Annotated in this window: 25 protein-coding genes and 1 tRNA gene; 8 read left to right on the top strand and 18 right to left on the bottom strand. The window is 50.1% G+C overall.

What is annotated here, in order from left to right; all coding sequences use genetic code 11:
• Positions 1-8 precede the first annotated feature (8 nt).
• From ACNA05_RS09780 to ACNA05_RS09795, 4 genes are all read right to left on the bottom strand, one after another.
• A complete protein-coding gene (locus ACNA05_RS09780; protein ID WP_415811297.1) occupies positions 9-944 on the bottom strand; it encodes a calcium/sodium antiporter in 936 nt (311 codons plus the stop codon).
• 3 nt (positions 945-947) lie between these two features.
• Positions 948-1,829 (bottom strand): DUF4349 domain-containing protein, encoded by an 882-nt coding sequence (locus ACNA05_RS09785; RefSeq protein ID WP_415811298.1) that lies wholly within the window; start codon positions 1,827-1,829, stop codon positions 948-950.
• Positions 1,830-4,706 (bottom strand): M16 family metallopeptidase, encoded by a 2,877-nt coding sequence (locus tag ACNA05_RS09790; RefSeq protein WP_415811299.1) that lies wholly within the window; start codon positions 4,704-4,706, stop codon positions 1,830-1,832. It abuts the gene before it with no gap.
• Between the two features lie 108 nt (positions 4,707-4,814).
• On the bottom strand, positions 4,815-5,309 hold the full coding sequence (locus ACNA05_RS09795) for an asparaginase domain-containing protein (protein WP_415811300.1): 495 nt from the start codon (positions 5,307-5,309) through the stop codon (positions 4,815-4,817).
• A 147-nt stretch (positions 5,310-5,456) separates the two neighbouring features.
• Here ACNA05_RS09795 and panD point away from each other — a divergent pair, with 147 nt between their 5' ends.
• A complete protein-coding gene (gene panD / locus ACNA05_RS09800) occupies positions 5,457-5,819 on the top strand; it encodes an aspartate 1-decarboxylase (RefSeq protein WP_415811301.1) in 363 nt (120 codons plus the stop codon).
• 67 nt (positions 5,820-5,886) lie between these two features.
• Here panD and ACNA05_RS09805 read toward each other — a convergent pair whose 3' ends face one another.
• Positions 5,887-6,612, bottom strand: coding sequence for an SIMPL domain-containing protein (locus tag ACNA05_RS09805; protein ID WP_415811302.1), 726 nt, complete (start codon positions 6,610-6,612; stop codon positions 5,887-5,889).
• A 174-nt stretch (positions 6,613-6,786) separates the two neighbouring features.
• Between ACNA05_RS09805 and ACNA05_RS09810 the strand changes: the two genes are divergently transcribed.
• A complete protein-coding gene (locus tag ACNA05_RS09810) occupies positions 6,787-7,503 on the top strand; it encodes a head GIN domain-containing protein (RefSeq protein ID WP_415811303.1) in 717 nt (238 codons plus the stop codon).
• Here the strand turns inward: ACNA05_RS09810 and ACNA05_RS09815 are convergent.
• The 10 genes from ACNA05_RS09815 to ygfZ form a co-directional block, all read right to left on the bottom strand.
• A complete protein-coding gene (locus ACNA05_RS09815) occupies positions 7,500-9,023 on the bottom strand; it encodes an L-aspartate oxidase (protein ID WP_415811304.1) in 1,524 nt (507 codons plus the stop codon). The two genes, ACNA05_RS09810 and ACNA05_RS09815, sit on opposite strands and share 4 nt — an antisense overlap.
• A gap of 4 nt (positions 9,024-9,027) precedes the next feature.
• A complete protein-coding gene (gene nadA, locus ACNA05_RS09820; RefSeq protein ID WP_415811305.1) occupies positions 9,028-10,188 on the bottom strand; it encodes a quinolinate synthase NadA in 1,161 nt (386 codons plus the stop codon).
• An 86-nt stretch (positions 10,189-10,274) separates the two neighbouring features.
• Positions 10,275-10,562, bottom strand: a complete 288-nt coding sequence (locus ACNA05_RS09825) for a hypothetical protein (RefSeq protein WP_415811306.1) — start codon at positions 10,560-10,562, stop codon at positions 10,275-10,277.
• Between the two features lie 6 nt (positions 10,563-10,568).
• On the bottom strand, positions 10,569-11,132 hold the full coding sequence (locus ACNA05_RS09830) for an HD family hydrolase (RefSeq protein ID WP_415811546.1): 564 nt from the start codon (positions 11,130-11,132) through the stop codon (positions 10,569-10,571).
• Between the two features lie 35 nt (positions 11,133-11,167).
• The gene (locus ACNA05_RS09835) at positions 11,168-12,313 is read right to left on the bottom strand and encodes a beta-ketoacyl-ACP synthase III (RefSeq protein ID WP_415811307.1); all 1,146 of its coding nucleotides are present in this window, start codon (positions 12,311-12,313) and stop codon (positions 11,168-11,170) included.
• A gap of 118 nt (positions 12,314-12,431) precedes the next feature.
• Positions 12,432-12,644: a hypothetical protein gene (locus ACNA05_RS09840; RefSeq protein WP_415811308.1), complete on the bottom strand. Its 213-nt coding sequence runs from the start codon at positions 12,642-12,644 to the stop codon at positions 12,432-12,434.
• A 1-nt stretch (position 12,645) separates the two neighbouring features.
• Positions 12,646-13,257: a DNA-3-methyladenine glycosylase I gene (locus tag ACNA05_RS09845; RefSeq protein ID WP_415811309.1), complete on the bottom strand. Its 612-nt coding sequence runs from the start codon at positions 13,255-13,257 to the stop codon at positions 12,646-12,648.
• Positions 13,254-13,634, bottom strand: coding sequence for a hypothetical protein (locus ACNA05_RS09850; protein WP_415811310.1), 381 nt, complete (start codon positions 13,632-13,634; stop codon positions 13,254-13,256). The genes ACNA05_RS09845 and ACNA05_RS09850 overlap by 4 nt, the downstream gene beginning before the upstream one ends.
• The gene (locus tag ACNA05_RS09855) at positions 13,631-14,104 is read right to left on the bottom strand and encodes a GNAT family N-acetyltransferase (RefSeq protein WP_415811311.1); all 474 of its coding nucleotides are present in this window, start codon (positions 14,102-14,104) and stop codon (positions 13,631-13,633) included. The genes ACNA05_RS09850 and ACNA05_RS09855 overlap by 4 nt, the downstream gene beginning before the upstream one ends.
• The gene (ygfZ, locus tag ACNA05_RS09860; protein WP_415811312.1) at positions 14,088-14,864 is read right to left on the bottom strand and encodes a CAF17-like 4Fe-4S cluster assembly/insertion protein YgfZ; all 777 of its coding nucleotides are present in this window, start codon (positions 14,862-14,864) and stop codon (positions 14,088-14,090) included. Before ygfZ ends, ACNA05_RS09855 begins: the two co-directional genes overlap by 17 nt.
• 98 nt (positions 14,865-14,962) lie before the next feature.
• Between ygfZ and ACNA05_RS09865 the strand changes: the two genes are divergently transcribed.
• On the top strand, positions 14,963-15,391 hold the full coding sequence (locus ACNA05_RS09865) for an OsmC family protein (protein ID WP_415811313.1): 429 nt from the start codon (positions 14,963-14,965) through the stop codon (positions 15,389-15,391).
• An 85-nt stretch (positions 15,392-15,476) separates the two neighbouring features.
• Here ACNA05_RS09865 and glnA read toward each other — a convergent pair whose 3' ends face one another.
• Both glnA and ACNA05_RS09875 read right to left on the bottom strand, forming a co-directional pair.
• On the bottom strand, positions 15,477-16,886 hold the full coding sequence (glnA, locus tag ACNA05_RS09870) for a type I glutamate--ammonia ligase (protein WP_415811314.1): 1,410 nt from the start codon (positions 16,884-16,886) through the stop codon (positions 15,477-15,479).
• A 55-nt stretch (positions 16,887-16,941) separates the two neighbouring features.
• Positions 16,942-17,280, bottom strand: a complete 339-nt coding sequence (locus ACNA05_RS09875) for a P-II family nitrogen regulator (RefSeq protein ID WP_415811315.1) — start codon at positions 17,278-17,280, stop codon at positions 16,942-16,944.
• 323 nt (positions 17,281-17,603) lie between these two features.
• On the opposite strand from ACNA05_RS09875, the gene ACNA05_RS09880 reads away from it, so the two are divergent.
• From ACNA05_RS09880 to ACNA05_RS09895, 4 genes are all read left to right on the top strand, one after another.
• Positions 17,604-19,895, top strand: a complete 2,292-nt coding sequence (locus ACNA05_RS09880; RefSeq protein ID WP_415811316.1) for an NADP-dependent malic enzyme — start codon at positions 17,604-17,606, stop codon at positions 19,893-19,895.
• A 3-nt stretch (positions 19,896-19,898) separates the two neighbouring features.
• Positions 19,899-21,365 (top strand): MATE family efflux transporter, encoded by a 1,467-nt coding sequence (locus tag ACNA05_RS09885; RefSeq protein ID WP_415811317.1) that lies wholly within the window; start codon positions 19,899-19,901, stop codon positions 21,363-21,365.
• A gap of 64 nt (positions 21,366-21,429) precedes the next feature.
• A tRNA-Leu gene (locus ACNA05_RS09890) sits at positions 21,430-21,514 on the top strand.
• A gap of 32 nt (positions 21,515-21,546) precedes the next feature.
• The gene (locus tag ACNA05_RS09895) at positions 21,547-21,699 is read left to right on the top strand and encodes a hypothetical protein (RefSeq protein WP_415811318.1); all 153 of its coding nucleotides are present in this window, start codon (positions 21,547-21,549) and stop codon (positions 21,697-21,699) included.
• Here the strand turns inward: ACNA05_RS09895 and ACNA05_RS09900 are convergent.
• A complete protein-coding gene (locus ACNA05_RS09900; RefSeq protein ID WP_415811319.1) occupies positions 21,696-22,727 on the bottom strand; it encodes a hypothetical protein in 1,032 nt (343 codons plus the stop codon). The genes ACNA05_RS09895 and ACNA05_RS09900 overlap by 4 nt on opposite strands.
• 514 nt (positions 22,728-23,241) lie before the next feature.
• Here ACNA05_RS09900 and ACNA05_RS09905 point away from each other — a divergent pair.
• Entirely contained in the window at positions 23,242-24,294 is a 1,053-nt protein-coding gene (locus ACNA05_RS09905; RefSeq protein ID WP_415811320.1) for a substrate-binding domain-containing protein, read from the top strand.
• Positions 24,295-24,343 lie beyond the last annotated feature (49 nt).

Below are 24,343 nucleotides of genomic sequence, written 5' to 3' on the forward strand. Positions count from 1 at the left end.
GTCGAACCTCAGGTAGTGGCTCGCATCACGAGCCATACCAAGTAAGCAATATAGGCGGCCGTCATCAGGCCGCCTTCCCAACGTGAAATTCGCTCGCGCGTCGCAGCGAAAACAAACATGGCGAATGTGGCGCCGACAAGAACGATACCGTCCCAAATTGAAAACCCTGCTAGATCATTCAATGGGAAGACCAAGCCTGTAATTCCTAAGACGGCGAAGACGTTAAAAATATTCGATCCAATAATATTACCGAAAGCGATGGCATTTTCTTTTTTGAAGCTTGCCATGATGGAGGCAAAAAGTTCCGGCGCAGATGTGCCGACGCCGACAATCGTAATTCCGATTATAGCTTCCGGCACGTTGAAGAAAGTCGCAATACCGGTTGCGCCTTTGATTAAAATCTCTGCGCCAGCGACAAGTAGAGCAATTCCAAAAATACTCATAATAAGAGCGGTGGGCATCGAGAGTGAAATGATCGACACTTCGCTTTCGAACCCGCCTTTATCCGAGCGAAAAAGTTGCACCATATAAGTAACAAAAATGGCCAATAAAACGCCAGCGGCCCAAACGGGAAGGGCGCCAAAATAAATAATGAGCAGGCAGATGAGTGACGCCAGCATCACGAAAAAGAAATCGAGGCCTAGGCGCCCTCTCGGGGCTGCCATGGGATAGATTAGCGAACACACGCCCAGTATTAAAAGCAAGTTGACCGTATCCGAGCCGACAACATTGCCAAGGGCTATGGCGTCTTCGCCGCTTGCGGCGGCGCCAAAGCTGGCCACAAATTCCGGCATGGATGTTCCAAACCCAACAAAAGTCGCGCCAATCAGGGCTTTGGAAAGTCCCATACGGTTTGCAATGACGACAGAGCCTCGGACAAGGCACTCACCGCCGCCCATCAACAGGCCGAAGCCGACCAAGACAAAAACAATACTTAAAAACATAAATTAGACAGATTTCTTTTTTCGGCGACGCCAAATCCAACGCAGTAAAAAGAGTCCGGGTAGGATTACGAAAATTACCCACGGGAGTATGAACGCCAAAAAGCGAATGACGCCCGCTAATCCTTGGGAAAGCTCACCAAAAAAGCTTTTCAACGCGGCGGCGATAGGGGCAAAAGCGCTCCGGCTTACGGCGACGCTTTGCGACCGGTAATTAATGTCCACCTGAGACATGGTCACGCGTTGCCGCAAAACGGCAAGCGTCGTCGTGGCGCTCTCTATCTCGCTTTGAACGCGGGCGAGTTCCCGTTCAAGTGCCAGAAGGTCGGGAAGTTCGGCGTCACGTGTGGCGAGCAGTCCTTGGAGGCGGTCCCGCAAAGTTGTCTGCGCCTTTAGCCGCGCATCCGTATCCAAAATCGAACGGGTCAGATCCTCAGCTGAAACTGAATTAGACGTCATGCGCCCATCCTGCTCGGACACAGAAGTCTGTATTTGCCCTATGAAGGTCTCAAGCCAAGCGGGTTCAGCGCGAAGGCTTAGATTAGCGCTGACATAATCGTTATTAGTGTCATTGGTTGATGAAGACAGGAGCTGGCATTTGCCCGGTCCTGCATCCTGACAAATCTTTGCGTGGGATTTCGCCGTTGCCGCCACAGATTTTGCGGGCAAGTCGAAACCGTAATTATACCGATAAGCGAGATAAGATTGAGACGTCGGATTATTTGACGCAGTCGGCGCAGGCTCCGAGGCCGCCTTGCTATAGGCCATATCGCTTTCCATGGCGACTGGCGGCGGGGCAGCAGATCTACTGCCATGGAAGGAATCGCTGCTGCTTTCATTGCAGCCAGCCAATAGTAAAAGGCTGAATGGCAAAAGCAGTAAGCGCATTTATTCAGTCTCGCCGTTCAGTAGAACGGCGTCGCCGAATCCAAGGTCATTTAATCGCTCAGCTTGCGAGGACGCATCTCCAACCACGACGACCCGCATAGCGTCAGGGCGGATATAGTCGCTCATTAAGGCTTTGGCGTCAGTTAGCGGCATAGCTTTAACACGTTCCATATTCTGAGCGTTGATGTCATCTGGCAGGCCGTTCCGGCTGATCTCTTGTACTAGACGCAATTTGTCGCCAAGCGTTTCATTCTTTAGAGCCTGACCACGAAGGAGAGCATCTTTTGTCTCCGACAGTTCTTCACTTTCCATACCTTCGGCATGGTCTTTGAGGATGTCGCGGATAAGCTCTAGACTTTCTTTGGTCGCATTTGTTCGGACGGAAGTTTGTACGCCGAAGGTTCCGTCAGTCGCATTGCCGTTTGCGTAGGAGCGGATGCCATAAGTATAGCCTTTATCTACCCGTAGGGTTGTATTCAGCTTTGATGTATAAATGCCGCCGAGAGGGAAGTTTAAAGCCTCAAGCTTGGCATAATCCGGATCCGTTACTGGTAGGGCCGGACGTTCCATCCGGATGACAGATTGTTTTGCCTCTGGAATATTATAAAAATAAACTGTCGTCTCATCGACGGGTTTCAGTTTTGGCAGAGGCTTTGGCTCGGCGGAGACTTCAACAGGGTCTGCGATATTCCCAAACAGCGTCTCAGCCTGGCCGGCTTCGAAATCCCCAACGATATTTAACTTCGCGGTTGAAACGTCATAATATTTCGAATGAAATACCTTCACAGCGTCAAGCGTAATAGCGCGAACCTGATCTTCTGACCCCGATCCTGCCGTCGCCAAAGGCGTTTCTTCGGCATAGGCCAGTTTATCAGATTCTCGAAGGGCCACAAAATTGGGATTGGCCAGAGACGCGACGGCGTTTTGAGCGTAATTCTCGCGGAGGGTTTCGAACTCCGTTTCATCAAAGGCGGGCGCGTTGATGATATTGGACAAAAGCGCGACTGTTTCTGGTAGGTTACGAGCCAAGGTCTTGCCACTAATCGTTGTAAATTGATCTCCTGTTGAAACGGAGAACTCTGAGCCAAGTTCCCCGAGAGCCTCTTCGAACGCGGCTGTATCGTAATCACCAGCGCCTTTAAGGAGCATATCCCCGGTAAAGGCCGCAAGACCCGGCGTGCTGAGCGGCGCGCGGTTTTTACCGGCGTCAAAATCAAGAGAAAACTCAATAAGCGGAACTTCGTCGGACTGAATGCCGAACATTGTCAGACCGTTTTCACCGTCCGCGTGCCAGATTTGTGGCGACGGTAGGGTGTAGCTATCTCCGAAAGGCGGTTCGACCGTGCGGTCAAAGGAAGACGGGGAGGGCTCGAATATGCGAGCGTCAGGATCGTATGCGACGTCCTTTTCAGCGCCTTGAACGACAACCTCTTCAACTACTTCCGCTTTTTGTGCGCCTTCGAGAGCCAGATCCAATTGTCCCATCGGTACAAAGCTCGTTGCGACATAGGGTTGGTCTTTGATGTAGCGGTTATAAACATCCATGACGTCTTCGGCAGAGACTTCGCGAAGACGTTCGACGTCTGTGGTGAAAAAGCCGGGGTCGCCTTTGAATACGTTATACTCACCAAGAGCAATGGCTTTGCCGAGAGCGCTTTGAACTTCGTCATATACGGCGACTTCGGCTTCGGTCTTGATACGCTGCAGCGCTTTTTCAGGGATACCGTTTTCTTCGAAACGGGCAAAGGCCGATTGGATTGCCGGGAGGAGATCGTCTGTATCTTCTCCGGCTTTGGGTGAGATAAAGATATATAACTCCCCAGCTATTTCTTTTGTGTAATTGAACCCTCCCACGCCAGTCGTCAGTTGCTCTTCGTCAATAAGAACTTCGTTCATTGGCGCCTGTTTCCCTTCGGTCAGGTAATCCAGAAGGATATTCAGAGCGTAGGAATCGGGATGGTATTCGGGTACAGCAGGCCAAGCCATGGTAAGTTGTGGTACCGTGGCGAAATTATCTTCGTGGAAGAAGATTTTAGTCTCTTCCAATTTAACCGGCTGGGCCGTGATTTTTGGTGTCGGGTCACCGGCCGGAATTTCTCCGAAATACTTTTTCACGAGAGATTGGGCTTCATCCATGTCAAAGTCACCCGCAATCGTGACGGTTACATTGTCCGGTTTATACCATTTCGCGAAAAATTCTTTGGTATCTTCCAAGGTCGCGTTTTCGAGATCTTCTAATGATCCGATGACTTGGTGGTTATAGGGGTGGCCTTCGGGATAAATTGCTTTGCCAATGACATACAGATTATGCCCATAAGGTTGGTTGTCTACGCGTTGTCGTTTCTCGTTCTTTACGACTTGTTTTTCACGGTCAATAACGTTCTGGTTGACCGTATTAATGAACCATCCGAGCTTGTCAGCTTCGGCCCAGATAATTTTCTCTAGTCCATCCTTGGGGACAGCTTGAAAATATTGGGTCATGTCGTTGGTGGTAAATCCGTTCGTACCTTCGCCGCCAATGCGTGTGTTCATTTCATCCAAGCCGCCATAGCCCAGATTTTCAGAATCAAGGAAAAGCAAGTGTTCGAACAAATGGGCAAACCCGGTTTTTCCGGGAACTTCGCGTCCTGATCCGACATGGGCGGCCAGGTCAATTGCAACGACCGGATCTGATCTATCGACATGGAAAATAACGTCCAGACCATTTTCCAGTGTTATCTTCTCATACTCTAAGGTCGGAAGAGCACCGGTCTTTGTATTGCTCGCCGTTTCAGTTTCAGGAGGGGTTGCCTGTGCTTGGGCCGTCTCGGCCGCATTACAGGCGATGAGCGCCAAAGGTGCTATCAAAATGGCAGCATTTTTAAAACAAAGTGTCACGGCAGAATTTCCCCAAAAACGAAACGTTGAGGTTAATTACGCCAAGGCACTATGAATGTCGATAACTAAGGCTGGGGGCGCGCCGTCTTAACAGGGTTCGGCGCTGCATTAGTCGTCAAAACGTCCCGTCTCTGTGTTTTTATGCAGAGTTTGCGCCTCAAAAACCTGACCATTCATAATGCCGTAAACTCCAGCGGGGAGGGTTTGTACGGCGATCATGGCTCCGCCCAAATTAAAGCCGGCATCCGAACGGCCGAGAGATTGCGGCCGCATGGCTCCGGTCAGGATAACGGTCTTATTTTCCACTTTTCCATCCAGATATTGGGCGCTGAGTTCCATTGTACCGGTTCCATGAGTGATAATAATATGGTCTTCCGGCGCGTTTATGACGGCTTGATATATTTCCTCGCGGTGGTCGTCAGTCATGTCGAGGCTGTCAATTTGAAACAAAACCTCCTGACGAACAGCCCGACTTCTGCCCTGCCGCAGGATTGCAGACACTCTAGACTTCCTCTTGGGGTCAAAGATAAGCCCCTCTGTCTTGGTATCATGGACTTTGTCCAATGTACCCCCGGTAATGAATATCGCAATATTATCAGTCATGAGCGGTCTCTAGTCCAATTTTCTCAAAACCCCAAGGAGAAGACGGAGTGTGCCTGAAACACAGAACAGCCCTGCATTTTTGTGCCTTCACCTTTTGTAATGACCCTGCCATGCCTATATAGGGCGTGAAGACGAAAGGAGAGCAATATGCTTCTGACTATGATGAAAGGTAAAATTCACCGGGCCACGGTGACACAAGCCGATCTACATTATGAGGGGTCGATCTCAATTGATCAGGACCTTTTGGAGCGCTCCGGTATCTTGCCGAACGAGCAAGTAGATATTCTCAACATCACAAATGGCGAGCGATTTACGACCTATGCGATTACTGCGCCTCGCGGTTCAAAGACATTTGGCCTTAACGGCGCCGCGGCGCGGCGCGTTCAGATCGGAGACAAGATTATCATTATCTCCTATTGTCAGATGGAAGCCGAAAAAGCCCGTAATTACGCCCCAGATGTCGTTCTCCTCGATGAGAACAATGATGTAATTATCCCGCCTGTTCATTAAGGCGGGACATCAGACAGTTCTGATTTCAACTAAAATAAAATGTAACGGGGCTTGAGGCCCCGTTTTTTTATTGTTCAATCGCGTAGCTAAGGTTGACCGTGACCTCGAGGGATTGCTCACCACTTGCAATTGGCGTCGGTGCGCTTTCCATAGAATCACTTCGGAAACCCGCCTGCATCATCATCGGCCGGGGCTGCCCACTGCTGTTAGCTTCGCTCATATTCAATAACTTGCCGAGTTTTACGCCTGCGGCGTCTGCCATTGTTTCGGCTTTTAATTTTGCTGCACTAATAGCTTTAGCACGAGCTTCGTTCATGGCGTTATCTGGATTGTCGATTGAGAAATTAATGCCGCCAATATTATTCACACCTGCTTTAACAAGGGCGTCCAGCATTGCGCCCACGGATTGTAAATCCTCACTCTTTGCAGTAACGGTATTTCGCGCTTCGTAACCGTCAATTGTTGGTGTTTGGCGGTCTTGGTAATTGTATCGGGGTTGTAGAGAAAGCTGGCTCGTCTGAATGTTGCTTTCAGGAATTCCAGCGGCTTTTAATTCCTCGAAAACGGAATTCATCTTCGTCGCATTGGCAATCATAGCTTGCTGTGCAGTTTTCCCTTCAGTCACAACACCTGCGCTTACAGTTGCGCGATCGGGCGCGGCAGAAACTTTTCCGGTTGCACTAACATCTAGGCTGGAGGTTCGAGTTTCAGCCGGGCTGATATGAGGCGCCGAGGCGGGAGCGCAGGCGGCAAGTCCTAAAACGACGAGTGAGGTGAGGGCAATTAAACGCATAAAATCTCCTATATTTTCGACTATTATGTCCCGCCCTCATGGCAAATCAATGCCGAAATACTGTCAGGATTAAATGTGAGCGATTGTTAATGAGAACAATATTTATTGTTTTTCAATAAGAAATTGACTTGCTGACCGCGAAGTATTATCGAATAACAATAAAAGGAGATTGTTATGACCCACTTAGAAACTAAGAAACAAATTAAAATTGCTTTTGCATCTATAATCGTTGTTGCCGGTGCCATGGGAACAACGTTTAGCGCTCAAGCCCACCCCGATCACGATGAAAACTCTGACAGCAAAACCCGCGTCGAGCAGAGCTATGACTATCAAGACTTTGATAAAATTTCCGTGGTTGGAGTTTTTAATATGGATGTGGAGGTCGGGGGTTCAAATTTCTCAATCAAGACCTCCGGGGAAGAGCGCTATATGTCTCATCTCAATGTTTATGTTGATGATGGAACCTTGTATTTGGATAATGACGAAGATGAGAAGAAGCGGTCCTGGAGGGGTAAAAAAAATAAGGGAATCGACATTACGATCACGCTGCCGTCTCTGAATGGACTTGAGGTTACAGGGATCGGCAACGGCGAAATTTACGGAATTGATAGCAATGAATTTGAGGTCGAATTCGCCGGATTAGGCGCAATGGAGCTTTCTGGCCGCTGCGGCAAACTCGACGTCGACTATGCCGGGATGGGCGACATGGACGCCAGGGGACTGGAGTGCGAAGATGTAACGATTGATATGTCTGGAATGGGGTCGGCAAGTGTTTATGCGTCGGAAAGCGTGGACGCCGATATGTCCGGTATGGGCAGTATTGATGTTTACGGAAAACCCAAAAAAGTGAAAAAAGACAAAGGCTTTATGTCCTCTGTCGATATTCACTAATACAGAAAATCATAGGTTAGATAGGAAGAGCGCGCCTGCTCTTTCGTGTCCGGGAAGTCGTCGCGGAAATGTCCGCCGCGGCTTTCTTCGCGGGCAAGGGCGGCAGAAGCAATAATGCGGGACGTTACGAGCGGATTAGCGCGACCAACCTGATTTATGAGCGAATCTATATAACTAATGAGTTCGTTCAGGTCTTTGGCATTGCGCCGCACGCCGCATTTATCCGTCATAGCCCGGCGAAGCCCCTCACTCACCCCTTTGGCCATAGACAGCCAAGGCTGAGACCGGATCGTTGTCGCGCGCTTTGGCGCTATCTCCATATTGTTGATATGAGCGGCCGCTCGTCCGCCAAAGACAATTGCTTCGAGTAAAGAGTTGCTTGCCAAGCGATTTGCCCCGTGAACGCCCGTGACACTACACTCGCCCACGGCAAAAAGACCGTCGAGATTGGTTTGTCCGACACTATTGGTCGCCAAACCGCCCATATGATAGTGCACCGCCGGAGAAACCGGAATGAGCTGCGTGCGTGGATCAATTCCGGCTCTCATACAGCTCTCGAAAACGGTCGGGAATTCCGTGTCAAAATGTTCGCCTATAGCCTCCCGGCAATCCAGAAAAGGCTGACGCCCTGCTTGGATTTCCGCAAAAATAGCGCGGGCGACATCGTCTCTCGGCGCAAGTTCGCCCTGTTCGTGATAGCGGTGCATAAATCGCACGCCGTCCGAGTTGGTAAGGGTTGCACCTTCGCCGCGTAGGGCTTCTGTTGCCAGCGGGGCCGGGTCGCGGCCCACGTCAATGGCGGTAGGGTGGAATTGGACAAATTCCATATCGCGCATTTTCGCCCCGACAACGGCGGCCATGCCGAGCGCGTCGCCCCGGGCTGTTCTGGGGTTTGTTGTGACAGAAAATAATCCGCCAATTCCGCCTGTCGCCATCACGGTAATATCAGCTTCGATACCGAGTAAGGCTCCGTCATCGCGCCGTGCCAACGCGCCCGCAATGCCGCCATATCCATCCGTCAGTAGGCTCTCTGCACGCCAGCCGATAAGGCCGGTTATATGCTCGGACGATTGGGCCTTTTTGACCATAATATTGATAATTTCACGCCCGGCGGTATCGCCTTTCACGCGAGCAACGCGCGGCATGGAATGCGCCGCTTCCAAAGAGAGGTAGAGACGCCCTTGATCATCCCGGTCAAACGGCACGCCCATTTCGGCAAGATCATGGACCCGTGCCGGCCCTTCTTCGGACAATATTTTGGCAATCGCGGGATCCACCAGACCATCCCCAGCCGCAATCGTGTCGGCGGCGTGGCTTTCCGGTGAGTCATCCGGCGAAAGGGCCGCCGCGATGCCGCCTTGGGCCCAAGCTGACGCGGCCCCGATGGTGGAGCGGCGAGAGGTCAGTACGAAAACCGGACGCGGTGCAAGTTTCAAGGCCAAATAAAGTCCGGCCAAACCTGCGCCCACGACAAGGACAGCGCCTGGCGGCAGGCGTTTTGTGTCGAGGGGAAACGACAAAGCCTTAGATAACCTTCACGTCTTCTTGGGGCAGGGTAGGGTCAAAGTGGCCTTTGATTGGATCAAAGGTGACATTAATCATCCGCATGACAGCGTCATAGGCTTTGACGCGCATGTCTTCGGGGACCAGCACTTCATTGGTCTCGTCGCGTAGACACTGATACATATTTTCCAGCGTGATACGCTTCATATGCGGACAGAGGTTACACGGGCGGACAAAATCTGTGTCAGGGTTCGCCATGGCGACATTATCCGACATGGAACATTCGGTCAGGAGGATCACATTTTTCGGGCGATTGTCAGACACGTAATCGCTCATCGCTTTCGTAGAGCCTGTAAAGTCGGATTCGGCGACGACTTCTGGCGGACATTCTGGATGGGCCAGAACCGTTACGCCGGGGTTGGATTCGCGCATTTCTCGAACGTCTTGAGCCGAAAAGCGGGCGTGAACTTCGCAGCGGCCATGCCAGGCGATAACTTCGATATTGGTTTGCTTGGCTACATTTTTGGCCAAAAATTCATCCGGAATCATGATGACTTTATTTACGCCCATTTCCGCTGCGATGTGCTCGACTATCGCGACGGCATTAGATGATGTGCAGCAGATATCACTCTCCGCTTTCACATCGGCGGAGGTGTTCACATAAGTGACAACCGGAATGCCGGGATAGCGCTGTTTGATAAGTTTAACGTCATCGCCTGTGATGGAAGAGGCAAGAGAGCACCCGGCCCGCATGGACGGGATTAAGACGCGTTTGTCTGGACAAAGGATTTTAGAGGTTTCGGCCATGAAATGGACGCCGCCCTGAATAATCATGTCGGCATCTGTTTTTGTGGCCTCGATCGCGAGTCCGAGACTGTCGCCGCGATAATCACCAACAAGGCCAAAAATATCCGGAGTCATGTAATTATGCGCGAGGATCACCGCGTTCTTTTCTTTTTTCAGGGTGTTAATGGCGTGAACGAGCGGGGCGTAAGCCGGCCATTCAAATTCAGGGATGAAGTCGCTGACTTGTTCGTATAGATGATCTGTGGTGGCTTTGACATCATCATCATAAGGCAGATCTTTACCGGGAATATCCGGCACCGCGCAGACGCCATTTTCGACCTCAAGCGTTTGGCCGATCCAACGTCCGTTTTCCCAATTGATGAGTTCTTTACCCATAGTCCTGCTGACCTCCTAGAAATGTCCTATGACGTATATAAGGACGCGGCACCAGCGATGCTATTGAAATCCTGGTATTTAAGTCTTTAGAGATAGGGAACGGCGAGCACGAGAAGGCCGCCGATAATACCAAGAAAAATACCGAGATTACTGATACGGGAAACCGGAAGCGGCGCTCTGCGGTCCATCACCCGCCCAATAAATCCGAACACGAGGGCGATTAAAGCGCCAATCATCGCTAATATCTGCAGTGTCATCTTGCTGGTTGAATTATCGACGAAAACCCCTGTTGTTTGGCCAAAGAGCAGGTAGCAAATTGCGAAAATGGCTAGGGCCATGCCGATAATAGTGAGTGTATTGATAAGTCTGCGCATAGGGATCTAACGTGCTATCTTGTTTGAGAGTTCCTCAAAACGCTCGAGAAACGCGTGTTCCGCCTCTCTGACGGGTAAGGGCGAAAGCGTCAAGCTTAGACCTTTTGGAGGTTGCTTGAAAAGTGCGTTGGCTTCGCTTTTTTCAAAACCTGCAATCTGAGTCGCCTCAAACCAGGCGCAGTAAATATCACACTGTTTGATCCGTTTCTTGAGGCGAGGAGGCATTTTTGCCGGAAGACCGAATCGAAGATGTATAGCCTCTTCCAAACGGGCTTCGAAAGATTTGTAATCCAGTCCTAGCGCATTTTTGAACGGGCTTATCATGTCTCCAATGACATATTCAGCGGCGTCATGAAGGAGAGCCGTTAAGCGCTGCTCCGGCGTAGATTCCGGGTAAACCTCTGTCAGTAGGTCTTCGACAATTACGCTGTGTTCGGCCACGGAAAAGGCGTTATAGCCCGTAGTTTGTCCGTTCCACCTCGCAACCCGCGCTAATCCCCGAGCAATGTCTTCGATCTCGATATCAAAAGGAGAGGGGTTGAGCAGGTCAAGGCGCCGACCCGAGAGCATTCTTTGCCAAGCGCGTTTGGGTTGAGGCGTTCTCGTCACGCCACCTTCCGCACAAAAATGGCGCCGGCGGAATAACCTGCCCCGAAGCTACATATTAGTCCCGTTTCGCCCGCTTCGAAATCATCGCTGTACTTATGAAAAGCAATGATAGACCCGGCGGAACTCGTATTGGCGTATTCATCCAAAACGACGGGTGCTTGCTCAATCTCGACATCCTTGCCGAGGACTTTCTTCGCGATTAAAACATTCATATTCAGGTTTGCCTGATGCAGCCACATCCGTTTCAACTCGTGCGGGTCAATCCCGTTGACCTCACATTCTTGCGTAATCATCTTTGCGACCAAAGGCACGACTTCTTTAAACACGCTGCGCCCGTTCTGAACGAAGAGCTTATCTGTGAGGCCTTTGCGTCCTCTGGGGCCGTGCAGTCCGTCATCTTCCGGGTCGGCCTTATTTAGAAAGCCGAAATTGTTTCGAATGTTGTTTGAAAACTGCGTTACTAATTTTGACCCGATAATTTCCCAATGTTCCGCTGGGGCCATGTCATCAGATTCAACTAAAAGCGCGGTAGCCACATCGCCGAAAATGAAATGCGCGTCGCGGTCTTTGAAATTCAGATGGGCCGTGCAGATCTCTGGATTGACAACCAAAACGGATTTTGCCTGTCCCCCGAAAATCAGGCCGCGCGCCGTTTCAAGTCCGAAAGTGGCAGAAGAGCAAGCCACATTCATATCGAACGCAAATCCGGACGTTCCCAAAATAGATTGTACTTCGACGGCGATAGCTGGATATCCGCGTTGTAAGTTGGAACAGGCGACAATGACAGCGCCGACATCCGCGGCGCGACGTCCCACCGCATCGAGAGCCTGCTGCGCGGCTTTGGCGGCAATTTCAGCCAGAATAGAGGGCTCTTCATCCGGGCGGGCCGGAATACGCGGCGCCATAATATTGGGATCAAGAATGGGATCTTTCGAAATGACATAACGCGCTTTTACGCCCGACGCTTTTTCAATAAATTCAGCGTTTGAGTAAGTGAGAGCATCGAGTTCACCTGCCTCAATCGCGTCGGCGTTCTCTGTATTCCACTTATCGACATAAGCATTAAAGCTCTCGACGAGTTCTTCATTTGAAATTGAGTCTTCCGGTGTCCAGAGACCTGTGGAACTGATAACGGCTTTCATACCCGAACCCTTCATAGGTTTTTATTTATCAAACAGCTATGCAACGTTCCGCGCATGGAATTCAAGGCCTAAGAGGCAGAAGATTCTTGTAGAGAAAGGGCGTTTTGGCTGGATGTCCTCACTTCATCAGGCAGGGCGGGTCTTCAACTTTGCGGTCTTTATCTCTCAGGCAATCCACATAGCCTTCCATTCGCGAGGTCTCATCCTCAGTTTGGGTCGGAGGCTCATCGGGTTTTGGTTCGAATAGAGATGCGCAGCTGCTCAATATAATGGCTGATAATGTGACAACCATGATTGTTGAAAACTGGGTTCCTTTAGCTGACTTGATCATTTCATACCCGCCTGGTTGTTTTACAGGATTCGTTAACGTGACAATCGATGCTGTGATCGTTGACCATCCCCACGGCCTGCATAAAGGCGTAAAGAATGACCGGGCCGACGAATTTAAAGCCGCGTTTTTTCAAATCTTTTGAGAGAGCGTTGGATTCCGGCGTTTCAACTGGGGCGTCTTTAAATTCCTGCCAGTCATTTTGAGCGGGTTTGCCGTCAACATAGCCCCATAAATATTTTGAAAAGTCTATTCCTTCCTCATCGCGCATTTTAACGTAGATTTGCGCGTTAGTGATGGCTGCATTTATTTTCAGGCGAGACCGGATGATGCCGGGGTTATCGAGCAATCTTGCTCGATCTGCATCTGTGTAATGCGCGATAATATCAGGGTCAAACCCATCATAGGCTTTGAGTAAATTATCTCGTTTTCGTAGGATAGTAATCCAGGCCAGCCCTGCCTGCTGCCCATCTTGTATCAATTTAGAGAATAACGATTTCGAATCGTAGAGCGGCCGGCCCCATTCCTCATCGTGATACGCGCAATAAAGCGCATCGTCGGGCGGCACCCATCCGCATCGTGGTAAGTCCGGATTATGATTTGGAAAATCCGTCATCTCATCAATTCATGTTCGCTAAGTTCTTCGTAGCGAGACTGACCCGTAAAGGGTTCATCCGGTTTGTCGTTTTCTGTTATCCATTCCCAATTCAGATCCATCGCCATACGGCCATCTTCAAACTTAGTGAATTCTGCGACGGCTTTTCCTGCCTTCAAGTCGCGCTCGGTTGTCAGGCAATGATAAAGCATATGGCCGCGGCCCGTCTCGTCGAACTGCCCAATGATATGGCCTTCGCGTACATCTCCGCCGAAATAATCAGCAAAAAAGACGACGCCTTCTTGCCAAAAGTGAAATCGCGTCTTGCCGCTGATGACTCCGTTATCTGTGTTCTTGACGGGTACGAAAACGCGGTTGTCCAGAGACATCCGGCTCACAAAATTTTCTCCATACCGATATTGGCGCGGGCGTAGACCGGATGCGGACCTTCATGATTTACAGTCCAGCCATTGCGTGCATAGAGGCGTAAGGCTGCCGCATTTTTGGTGTTGGAGAGCAGAAAAATGGAGTCCAAATTCAGGCCGTTTCTTGCGAAGTCTTCTACTGCTGTCATCAGTATTTGACCAATTCCCTGGCCCCGAAACTGTTCATCGACAGCCATCTTCGTCAGTTCATATTTGCCTTGTTCATGACGCTTTAGAGCTACGACACCGGCGACAACCCCCGCAATATGAGCTGAAAAAACGTGACTACCATTCTCAATATAAATTTGAGGACGTGCGACCATTAATCTGTCGGACTCTTCCATGTGATGAAGTTGTTCAATCCACTGCGCATTCAAAGCGGCAAAGCGGGGAAGGGCGCTAACGTCATTTCGCCTTATGTCTATTTCACCCGGTGTGACCATTGACCGAATCCATAATTTCAATATTCATTTCATTCACTGTGGGGTCGACTTCTGCTTCTTTCCAGCGATTAAGCCGGATCATGGCCATACCCATTTGTTCGTGAACCGAGAGCAACTCTCCAATAACCCGCTCCCCAGCCATTATTTTGTCGCCTGCTTGAGCTGATCCTTGCAGAATAACGCCCCTCATACGTTTTTTGACAATCGTCATGCGTTTCATGCGGCTCACGACTTCCTGACCGATAAAGCATCCCTTCTTGAAATCCACGCCGTTCACTAAATCCATATTGGCGTCAGCGGGAAAAGTTGTCGCGGTCTCAAAATCCCACTCGCTGTCTACTACGCCAAGCGAGAGGCGATGGGCGTTGTAATCTCCGTCTCCAGTCAGTTCAGTTTGAGAAACTAAGCGATTCCCAAGGGACGCATGTCTGGGGTCAGCATGTCCTTGCGTGCCTTCTTCGCCCCAGAGAGCATAAACGTCATAATCCTCGGATATATCTTCAATCTGAATGGCGGCGCGCATTTTATAAAGAGTCAGGCGTTTGATCAGATCATTGCCAAATTTGGACGGCGTATCAATAATCAAGCCGTCTTCAGTTTCTGTCACAAAAAAATCAGCGATGATTTTGCCTTGCGGCGTGAGCAAGGCGGCAAAGGTCATATCCTGATTGAGAGTATTGGTAATGAGCCCGGCGAGCCAATCCTTGGCTGTCTCCCCTGTAATGCGGAGGAGGGTGCGATTTAGACGGGTGATAGGCATGGTTTAAAACTAATCCATTGTCCCGAATTTACAAGGTCGGAACTTTTCTGAAATCTGCGGATAGCAAAGGCAACTCCATTTTTGGAAAGGAAAACTTTATGTCTATTAAACGTCACGCCTCCGCTCATTGGTCAGGAAATTTGAAAGAGGGCAAAGGAACGATATCAAGTGATAGCGGTGCATTGTCGGACCAGCCTTTCGGTTTTAACACGCGATTTGAAGATAAGAACGGTACGAACCCGGAAGAGCTCATCGGCGCTGCTCATGCCGGGTGTTTTGCAATGGCGTTCGCAAATGAGCTTAGCAGTCTCGACGTCGTTCCAAACGATGTCTCAACCAAAGCTACGGTGCAGTTGGAAGAAATTGACGGCGGATTTAAAATTACCCGGTCCGATATTGATGTGACGCTGGACGCGCCCGGCGCAGACCGCAGTGTGATTGATAAGGCTTTTAAAGCCGCTGAAGACGGATGCCCAGTCTCCAACGCCCTAAATGCTGAAGTCAAAGTGACTTTGACGGTAAAGTAAGAGGCCGTCAATTAGCGGGACCAAAACCCACTAAATAGAAAAGCCGCCTATGAGGCGGCTTTTCTTGTTCAAACTTGCGAGTGACTTAGCACTTGTAATACATATCGAATTCAACCGGATGCGGATGTAAGGCGAGACGCTCAACTTCTTCCATTTTTAAGTCGATATAAGCGTCGATTTGGTCGTCATCGAAGACATTGCCCGCTTTCAAGAAGTCACGGTCAGCATCAAGGGCTTCCAAGGCTTCGCGAAGAGACCCACAAACTTGAGGAATCTTGGACGCTTCCGCCGGAGACAATTCATACAAGTCCTGATCCATTGGATCGCCTGGATGGATTTTGTTTTTAATGCCGTCGAGGCCAGCCATGAGCAACGCTGTATACGTCAAATAAGGGTTACCGGCCGGATCCGGGAAGCGGGCTTCCAGACGTTTACCTTTCGGAGAGGCTGTCCAAGGAATACGGATAGAGGCCGAGCGATTGCGGCTGGAATATGCCAGCATCACAGGCGCTTCATAGCCCGGAACCAGGCGCTTATAAGAATTGGTTGAGGCATTAGAGAAAGCGTTGATAGCTTTGGCGTGTTTAATGACGCCGCCAATGTAGTGAAGGCAGGAATCGGATAAGCCCGCATATTCATCACCGGCAAAGAGTGGTTTTTTGTCCTTCCAGATAGACATATGAACATGCATGCCTGTGCCGTTATCGGCGTACATTGGTTTTGGCATAAACGTGGCGGTTTTGCCGTAAGCATGAGCCACATTATGCACGAGATACTTATAAAGCTGCATATTGTCAGCCATGGTCAGTAGAGTATCGAACTGCATTCCGAGTTCGTGTTGAGCTGGCGCCACTTCATGGTGATGCTTTTCTGGGCGAAGGCCAAGCTCTTCCATGACGGAAATCATTTCAGAGCGCATATCCTGCGCGGAGTCGACAGGGGGAACCGGGAAGTAACCACCCTTAGGACCAGGACGGTGGCCCATATTGCCGCCTTGATACTGCGTGCCTGTATTCTCAGGTAGTTCAGCTGAGTCAATTGCGTAGCCTGTAACGTTTTTGTCTGTATTCCAGCGAACATCGTCAAAGACAAAGAATTCCGCTTCTGGCCCGAAAAAGACATCGTCGCCCACATTGGCCGCGCGCATGTATTCTTCAGCCGCCTTGGCTGTGCCCCGTGGGTCACGGTTATAGGCTTCACCTGTGTCAGGTTCCAGAATGTCACAGAAAACGGCGAGTGTATCTTGCTGGTAAAACGGATCCATTTTTGCCGTTGACGCATCCGGTAAGAGAACCATGTCGGATTCGTTGATGGACTTCCAGCCGCTAATGGAGGAACCGTCAAACATCGTTCCGTCCGTAAAGAGATCTTCATCAACAAGATCTGTGTGGAAGGTCACATGCTGCATTTTCCCGCGTGGATCTGTGAATCGCAAGTCGACGAATTTGATATCCTCGTCTTTGATTTTTTTCAGTAATTTTTCTGTATCGGACATAGTCCTGTATTCCTTTCCCTAAAGGCCTTTAAAATTATTATAGTGTGTGGCTGGTTTAAAGTGCCGCGTCGCCGGATTCACCCGTCCGGATACGGATCGCCTGACTAACGTCTGAGACGAAAATTTTGCCATCACCAATTTTCCCGGTTTTGGCAGCAGTTTGAATAGCTTCAAGCGCGGATTCGACTTGATCGTCTGCGACAACCAGCTCGAGTTTCAGCTTGGGAAGGAAGTCCACCACGTATTCGGCTCCGCGGTAAAGTTCAGTATGCCCTTTCTGGCGGCCAAACCCTTTGGCTTCCACAACGGTCATACCTTGCAGTCCAACGCCTTGTAGGGCCTCTTTGACTTCATCCAGTTTGAAAGGCTTGATGATGGCTTCGATTTTTTTCATGGGTTCCTCCTAAGTACCGCCTCGCAGATCGTCGGGACGGTTGAAAATCAACTCACTTCTGAAATCTGAACGCATCAGAGTCGAGTCACGCTAACGGGCCAGTTTCACAGATTTACTGACAATTGAATTATTGCACTTCTATTGGGCGACAACAACTGGTCGCGCCTTATTTTTAATCAACGCCCTCGAAGATAAAAGCAATTATGGGTAGGATTGAAACACAAACAGCGTTATGAGCCAGAAAATTATTCGATGCGGGGAGGGAGTAGGCCAGTCGGCAAATTCTCTCCGTTGTGTCTATTGGGATAGAGCGAGAGAGAAACATGGCTAAACTCGAACCACGTCCGCCTAAACGGGCTTATATCACTGACCAACAGGCTTTGGATTTTCATTCAAAGCCTATTCCCGGGAAGCTTTCGCTTCAGCCGACAAAGCCTATGGCGACGCAACGCGACCTGAGTCTGGCCTATTCTCCGGGTGTGGCTGTTCCGGTCGAAGCGATCGCGGCGGATAAGGACACGGTTTACGATTACACGTCCAAGGGCAATATGGTGGCTGTAATCTCTAATGGGACGGCTATTCTGGGACTCGGAAATTTAGGAGCGATGGCGTCCAAACCTGTAATGGAAGGGAAGTCTGTTCTTTTTAAAAGATTTGCGGATATCGATAGTTTCGACATCGAAGTCGAGGAAGAAGACGCCGAGAAGTTTATCGAATGCGTTCAGCGCTTTGGCAATACATTTGGCGGCATCAATCTGGAAGACATCGGGTCTCCGGAATGCTTCATCATTGAGCAAGAGCTCCGTGACAAGCTCGATATTCCTGTTTTCCATGATGACCAGCACGGGACAGCGATTATCGCAACTGCTGGCCTGATCAATGCCTGTCATCTGACGGGCCGCAAATTCGAAGATTTGAAACTTGTGCTCTCTGGAGCCGGCGCCGCGGGATTGTCTGTTCTGAACCTGGTGAAAGCGCTTGGCGTTAAGGATGAGAACGCGATCGTCGTCGATAGTCGCGGCGTTATCTATCAGGGCCGCCAGGAATATATGGATCAGTGGAAAGCGCCGCATGCGGTTGAAACTGATAAACGCACACTGGCGGAAGCTATTGAGGGCGCCGATGTCTTTTTCGGACTTTCTGTCGCCGGGATTGTGTCGAAAGAGATGGTCGCGTCTATGGCGCCAAAACCGATTATTTTTGCGATGGCCAACCCTGATCCGGAAATTTCGCCAGAAGATATTAAAGACGTACGTGACGACGCTATTATTGCGACAGGCCGTTCCGATTACCCTAATCAGGTCAATAACGTTCTTGGTTTCCCCTATATCTTCCGAGGCGCGCTTGACGTACGAGCACGAAATGTAAACGAAGAAATGAAACTTGCCTGCGCGCGGGCTCTGGCTGATCTGGCTCGCCAAGACGTGCCCGAAGAGGTCGCAGCGGCATATCACGGCAAACGGCCGTCATACGGTCCGGAATATATTATTCCCGCGCCGTTTGACCCGCGCCTTATTTCCGAAATCCCGCCTTATGTCGCTCAGGCCGCGATGGACACAGGCGTCGCGCGCAAGCCTATTGAGGATATGGAGGCTTACAAAAAGTCTCTGGCCCGACGTCAGGATCCGACGGCCGCAATTTTGCAGGGCATTACAGCCACTGTCCAACAAGATCCAAAAACAATCATTTTTGCCGAAGGCGAAGAACCTGCTGTAATCCGCGCCGCGCAAGCGTTTCAACAACGCGGTCTTGGCAAAGCGATTCTCATCGGCCGCGAAAAACCGATTTATGATAATATGAAACTGCTTGGCATTGAAAAGCCAGACAGTCTGATGGTGCTAAACGCCCGTCTTTTTGACCGGAATGCAGAGTTTACGGATTATCTTTACTCCCGTTTGCAGCGCAAAGGTTTCCTTCGCCGCGATGCCCAGCGCCTCGTCAATAATGACCGAAACGTCTTCTCTGCTTTGATGCTGCATCATGACTTGGCGGACGGCATGGTGACCGGTGTGACGCGAAGCTATGATATTGCGTTGAACGATGTGCAGCTTGTGCTGAACCATGTCGAACATGAGCGCACCATGGGTGTGAGTGTGGTCGTCAATAAAAACCGCACTTTATTTATTGCGGATACAAACATTACTGAATTACCCGAAGCCGAAGACCTGGCAGATATCGCCGAAACGACAGCGCATTTTGCGCGACAATTTGGATTTGAACCCCGTGTGGCTTTCTTATCTTACTCTACATTCGGCAACCCGATTGGAGAGCGGATGCAAAAAGTTCGCAGGGCCGTAGAAATTCTGGACGGACGCGATGTCGATTTTGAATATGAGGGGGATATGGCGGCCGATGTGGCGCTCGATCAACTTCATGTTTTGACGTATCCGTTTTCTCGATTGACGGATGCTGCCAATGTCTTGGTCATGCCGGCCATTCACTCAGCGTCTATTTCAACAAAGTTATTAGACGCCGTCGGCGGGGCCACTGTTTTGGGGCCTTTCCTGACCGGATTAGAAAAACCCGTGCAGATTTGTTCGCTGGGGGCCACCGCATCCGAGATTGCCCAAATGGCGACGCTCGCGGCGTTTGCTCCGTCTCACCGAGATGAGTAACGATTGACCGACGATCAGAGATCTGCGCCCAAGGACACGCTTGATGCCCAGCTTTCCGAATCCCTGCCGGACGCTATTACGCCTCCGGTTGGAACGGGCAAGGGTAGAATCGATCTGACAGAGGGCCCTATTCAGGGGCATATTCTTCGTATGTTGGGGCCATTCGCCTTAGCTGTATTGGCACTACTTTCAGCCGGTTTGATCGATACCATTTATCTCGGCAATTTGACCGACGACGCCCGCCCCGACTTGGGTGTGATGGCCTTGGCGGCCGTTGGTTTTGCTTATCCGCTGACCTTTCTGGGGAACAGCGCAAATATCGGTTTAGGCGCAGGCACGATGAGCGCCATTAGCCGGGCTATAGGAAAAGGGGACCATGCAAAAGCCGCCCGTCACGCCGCGGCGGCTATTCTTTTTGCTCTCTTTGTTATGACGATTCTGGTTTCTTTGATGTGGTTGTTCATCCCGTCCCTTTTACCCATGATGGGGGCAAAAGGAGAGGTCGGCGTCATGGCCTCTCAATATTTGGCGATTTCTCTTCCAGGCCTCGTGATTGTTTCGGTCGCAATGATCTCCAACAATATTTTAAGGGCCGGAGGCGAAGCGGCTTTGCCGTCCTCCATCATGATATTAGGGGCGGTTTTGAATATTATAATCGACCCTTTTCTGATTTTCGGCTGGGGGCCATTCCCCAGGCTCGAAGTCCCCGGAGCCGCTTTGGCGACGGTCATCGGGAATACAGTGGCGGCGTTATTCGGATTCTACATCGTCCAGTTCCGCCGCAAAGCGGTGTCATTTGTCGAGATGACATTTTCTTCCATTCGTCATGCATGGTGGACCGTCGGAAAGGTTGGGCTCCCAGCGGCTGTGACCAATATAATTGTGCCGATAGGTACAGCTGTGGCGGTTTCGATTATCGGGAACAGTCTTACCGTTGAAGACGTGGCCGCTTTTACTCTGACCAGCCGCGCGGAACTTCTTTCTGTCGGCCTGCTATACGCTCTGTCGGCCTGTATCGGCGCCGTGACGGGGCAAAATGGCGGCGCAGGCAAAACGGATAGAGTTCGGGAAGCGTTTAAGGTGAGTTATAAAATCTGCCTGATTTGGACAAGTATAGCCGCGGCGATTCTCGCTCTGCTTGCCCGTCCGATTGCAGATGTCTTTACCAATGATCCCGTCGTTCTGGATCTGGCAACAACTTACTTCTGGATCGTACCTATTACGATCTCAGGATATGGCTTTGTTTTTGTTAGTGCAGCCGGGTTTAATGCTTTGGGTCGTCCTTTGTTCGGGTTGGTTTACACAATTATGCGCTCGCTCCTTCTGTTTGCGCCTTTAATTGGTGTGGGGGTATATTTCGATGGCTTGCGAGGTGCGTTCTTTGGAATTGCGGCTGCTAATATTATTAGCGGCGGCATCGCGTATTACTGGTCAATGTATAAAGCACCTATGGCGGCAAAAGACGGTTGACGAAGGCGAGACAGGGCGCTAATCCGCGCGCCTACTTACCACCTCCTAGAGGTGAGAGCATCGTGCGGGTGTGGCGGAATTGGTAGACGCGCCAGATTTAGGTTCTGGTATCGAGAGATGTGAAGGTTCAAGTCCTTTCACCCGTACCATTTTCAATCAAGTCGTTTCAGGATTGGCTCCTATGAGCCTCGCTGCCTATCGCATCATGGCGGATTGGCCTCTTGCCGGCTCAATTAGGCACATTGAAGGGCCGGCGTTTATTCTCGTAAGTTATGGAATGCTAAAGGCCAGTGAACGAATCTCTGACCATGGTAACGACTCGCGCCGATATTAGAGCGTGATCATGTTTCCGGTAGCTACCCAAGGCACGAGGACAGCCAGAAGAATACTGATGATCAAGCCGAAGAATAACCGGCCCATGTCAAGTAAGACGTCTCTGACGGCTTTCTTCATAGGGCGTAGGTTAGCGACAAAACTGATGGCTAACTCGCGACCCGCTATCAGTCCCAAGAAGACCCATGTTGTCGACATCGGCACGTCGTTCATTTCTTTGAAGTAGTAAAGAATAATAGCGAACATCAAATCGATGACTGTGGCCGCCCGAACATCGGTTGTATTCGTCTTGGATAGGACGATTTCCTGAATTTTACCGCCGCGCGTTTTGAAAACCCAGCCAAGTAAGACGACCATCACTATGGTTGCGAATACGAGCGTCGGTGTGTTGAACGTGACCTGGGTGACGCCGTCAATTTCAGTTGTCGTACGCGGAAGGAAGATGAAGATATTGGCAAAATCCTGCGCTAGCCATTGCCACCACAAAAAGGCGGTTGATGACCACTGTATAAGAGTCCAGTAAAACGGGAGGGGCTGGTCTCGGGTATTATGTATCCAACGCGACCACATCCGAGAAATAACTGTGTAAATGACGACGCCGGCGCCAAAGGCGACGACATAACCCATACCTGATTTAATAAGCATTTTACCCAGAACGCCTTCGGTTTCCGCCCCGCCTGTTAAAGCAAAGACCGTTAGAACCAAGAAAGTCGTCGAGACGGGAATGCCATACCGTGTCAGAAATAACAGCACGATGGGGGGGAGGACATGATACCATTGAACGCCGCCATCAGGGTAAGGGAGTCGATTAAGTCGTCCAAAGGCGATATCCCCGGATTGTGTATAAAAGCCAAATGCCATAACGATCACGAGAACAGCGGCAGCAAAAATCCACAAAACCCACCAAGGGCGTTTTGAGTTTGAGGATAAGAAAGTCCCCAATGTTTGAATAGCGTCATTCGCGACAACGGAATAAGCCGCAATCAAAAAGCCAGCAATAGCTAGAATTTCTATGCCTAATACAGACATTCAGATCTCCCTAAGTCTCACCTGATTCTAAGGTTGCGACTTCATTATTCTAAGGTCGCGCCTTTTTCTTACGAGTTGTTACAGCCGTATTACAAAGATTAAACAGTTTTATGACAAAGTCATAAAATGTCAGCCTTGAACACAGACCTTGCCGCTCGCTATACCTAAGCCCAAGAGGAATGCTAGATAAGGTTATACACAGAGAAGCCGCCCGCTGTTCTCGGGCTTGTAACTGCCCAAATCTGTGGAATCGCAAAATCCTGATTTTAGCGGCATATGCTGAGGCTGCAGGCGCTTTAAAATTCCCGTCCAAAGCTGTGGCTGTCATCAAAGTGTCATTAAAATATGACGAAAGTGATACAAATTTTTGACATTCCGCGTTTGGCGATGTCCGTTGGAGAACGGCTGAATATTCAATATAATTCTTTAGCCAGGTCCCAGGTCTTTTGTGCGTGTGAGCCGCGGCCTCCGAGCAGAATGCTGCACAAGATGTGAAGAGGTAATAAAGATGACCATGAAAGCAAAAATTCTAGCGCTTACAGCAATCGCGGCTTTAACAGCCTGTCAGCAGCCGAATTCTCTGCCCAAGCCCGCTGAATCTAGCGAAATACGCGTGGTGGGATCTTCCACTGTCTATCCCTTCTCCACTAAGGTCGCGCAGGAATTTAAAAATATAACCGGTCATAATGTTGTCGTCGAAGCGACAGGCTCTGGCGGCGGGCACAAACTGTTTTGTAATGGGTCAGGCCCGGGAACGCCTGACGTCACAAACTCTTCGCGGCGACAAAAAAAGTCTGAATATGAGCTTTGCAAGAAAAACGGTGTCGAAGAAATTGTCGAGGTCAAGATTGGTTACGACGGAATTGTTCTCGCAAATGCGCGTAACGCCCCGAATATGGATATGTCGTTGAGAGACATTTATATGGCCTTTGCCAAAAATGTTCCGATATCCGATACAGATTGTACTCTGCGTCCAAACCCACATACAAAATGGTCTGAGGTAAATTCAGAGTTACCTGCCATCAAGATCGAAGCTTACGGGCCGCCGCCAACGTCAGGAACGCGAGATGCGTTCGTTGAAATTGCTATGGAAGGCGGGGCTAAAGAAATCAGCTGTCTCGCCGATTTAGCTGAAACGGATGAAGATGCATTCGAGGTTGCGGCGCATACTTTGCGGGAAGATGGTTTTTGGATCGACGGCGGCGAAAATGATAATGCCCTCGTTCAGACGCTTGTGAACACCCCGAGCGCTATAGGGGTTTTCGGCTATTCATTCCTTGATCAAAATATCGACAAAATCAAAGGTGCTCGGATTGAAGGCATCGAGCCGCAATTTGAAAATATTGTCGCGGGAGATTATAAAGTCTCAAGGTCACTCTATTTTTATCTGAAAAAGGACAATGTAGAATTTACACCTGGACTAAAAGAGTATGCGTTGGAATTCACATCAGACCAAGCAGTCGGGGAGGGAGGCTATCTTGCGGAAATCGGCCTCGTGCCTTTGCGAGGCCCAGAGCGGACAGAAATACGTGAGGATGTTAAGCAGCTTAGAGCTTATAGCCAATAGGCTCTGATAGAATCGTTGTTACCCTGTGATTGAGTGACGGAATGTCACA

It is taken from the genome of Litorimonas haliclonae (assembly GCF_965138505.1).
GTDB classification, from domain to species: domain Bacteria; phylum Pseudomonadota; class Alphaproteobacteria; order Caulobacterales; family Maricaulaceae; genus Litorimonas; species Litorimonas haliclonae.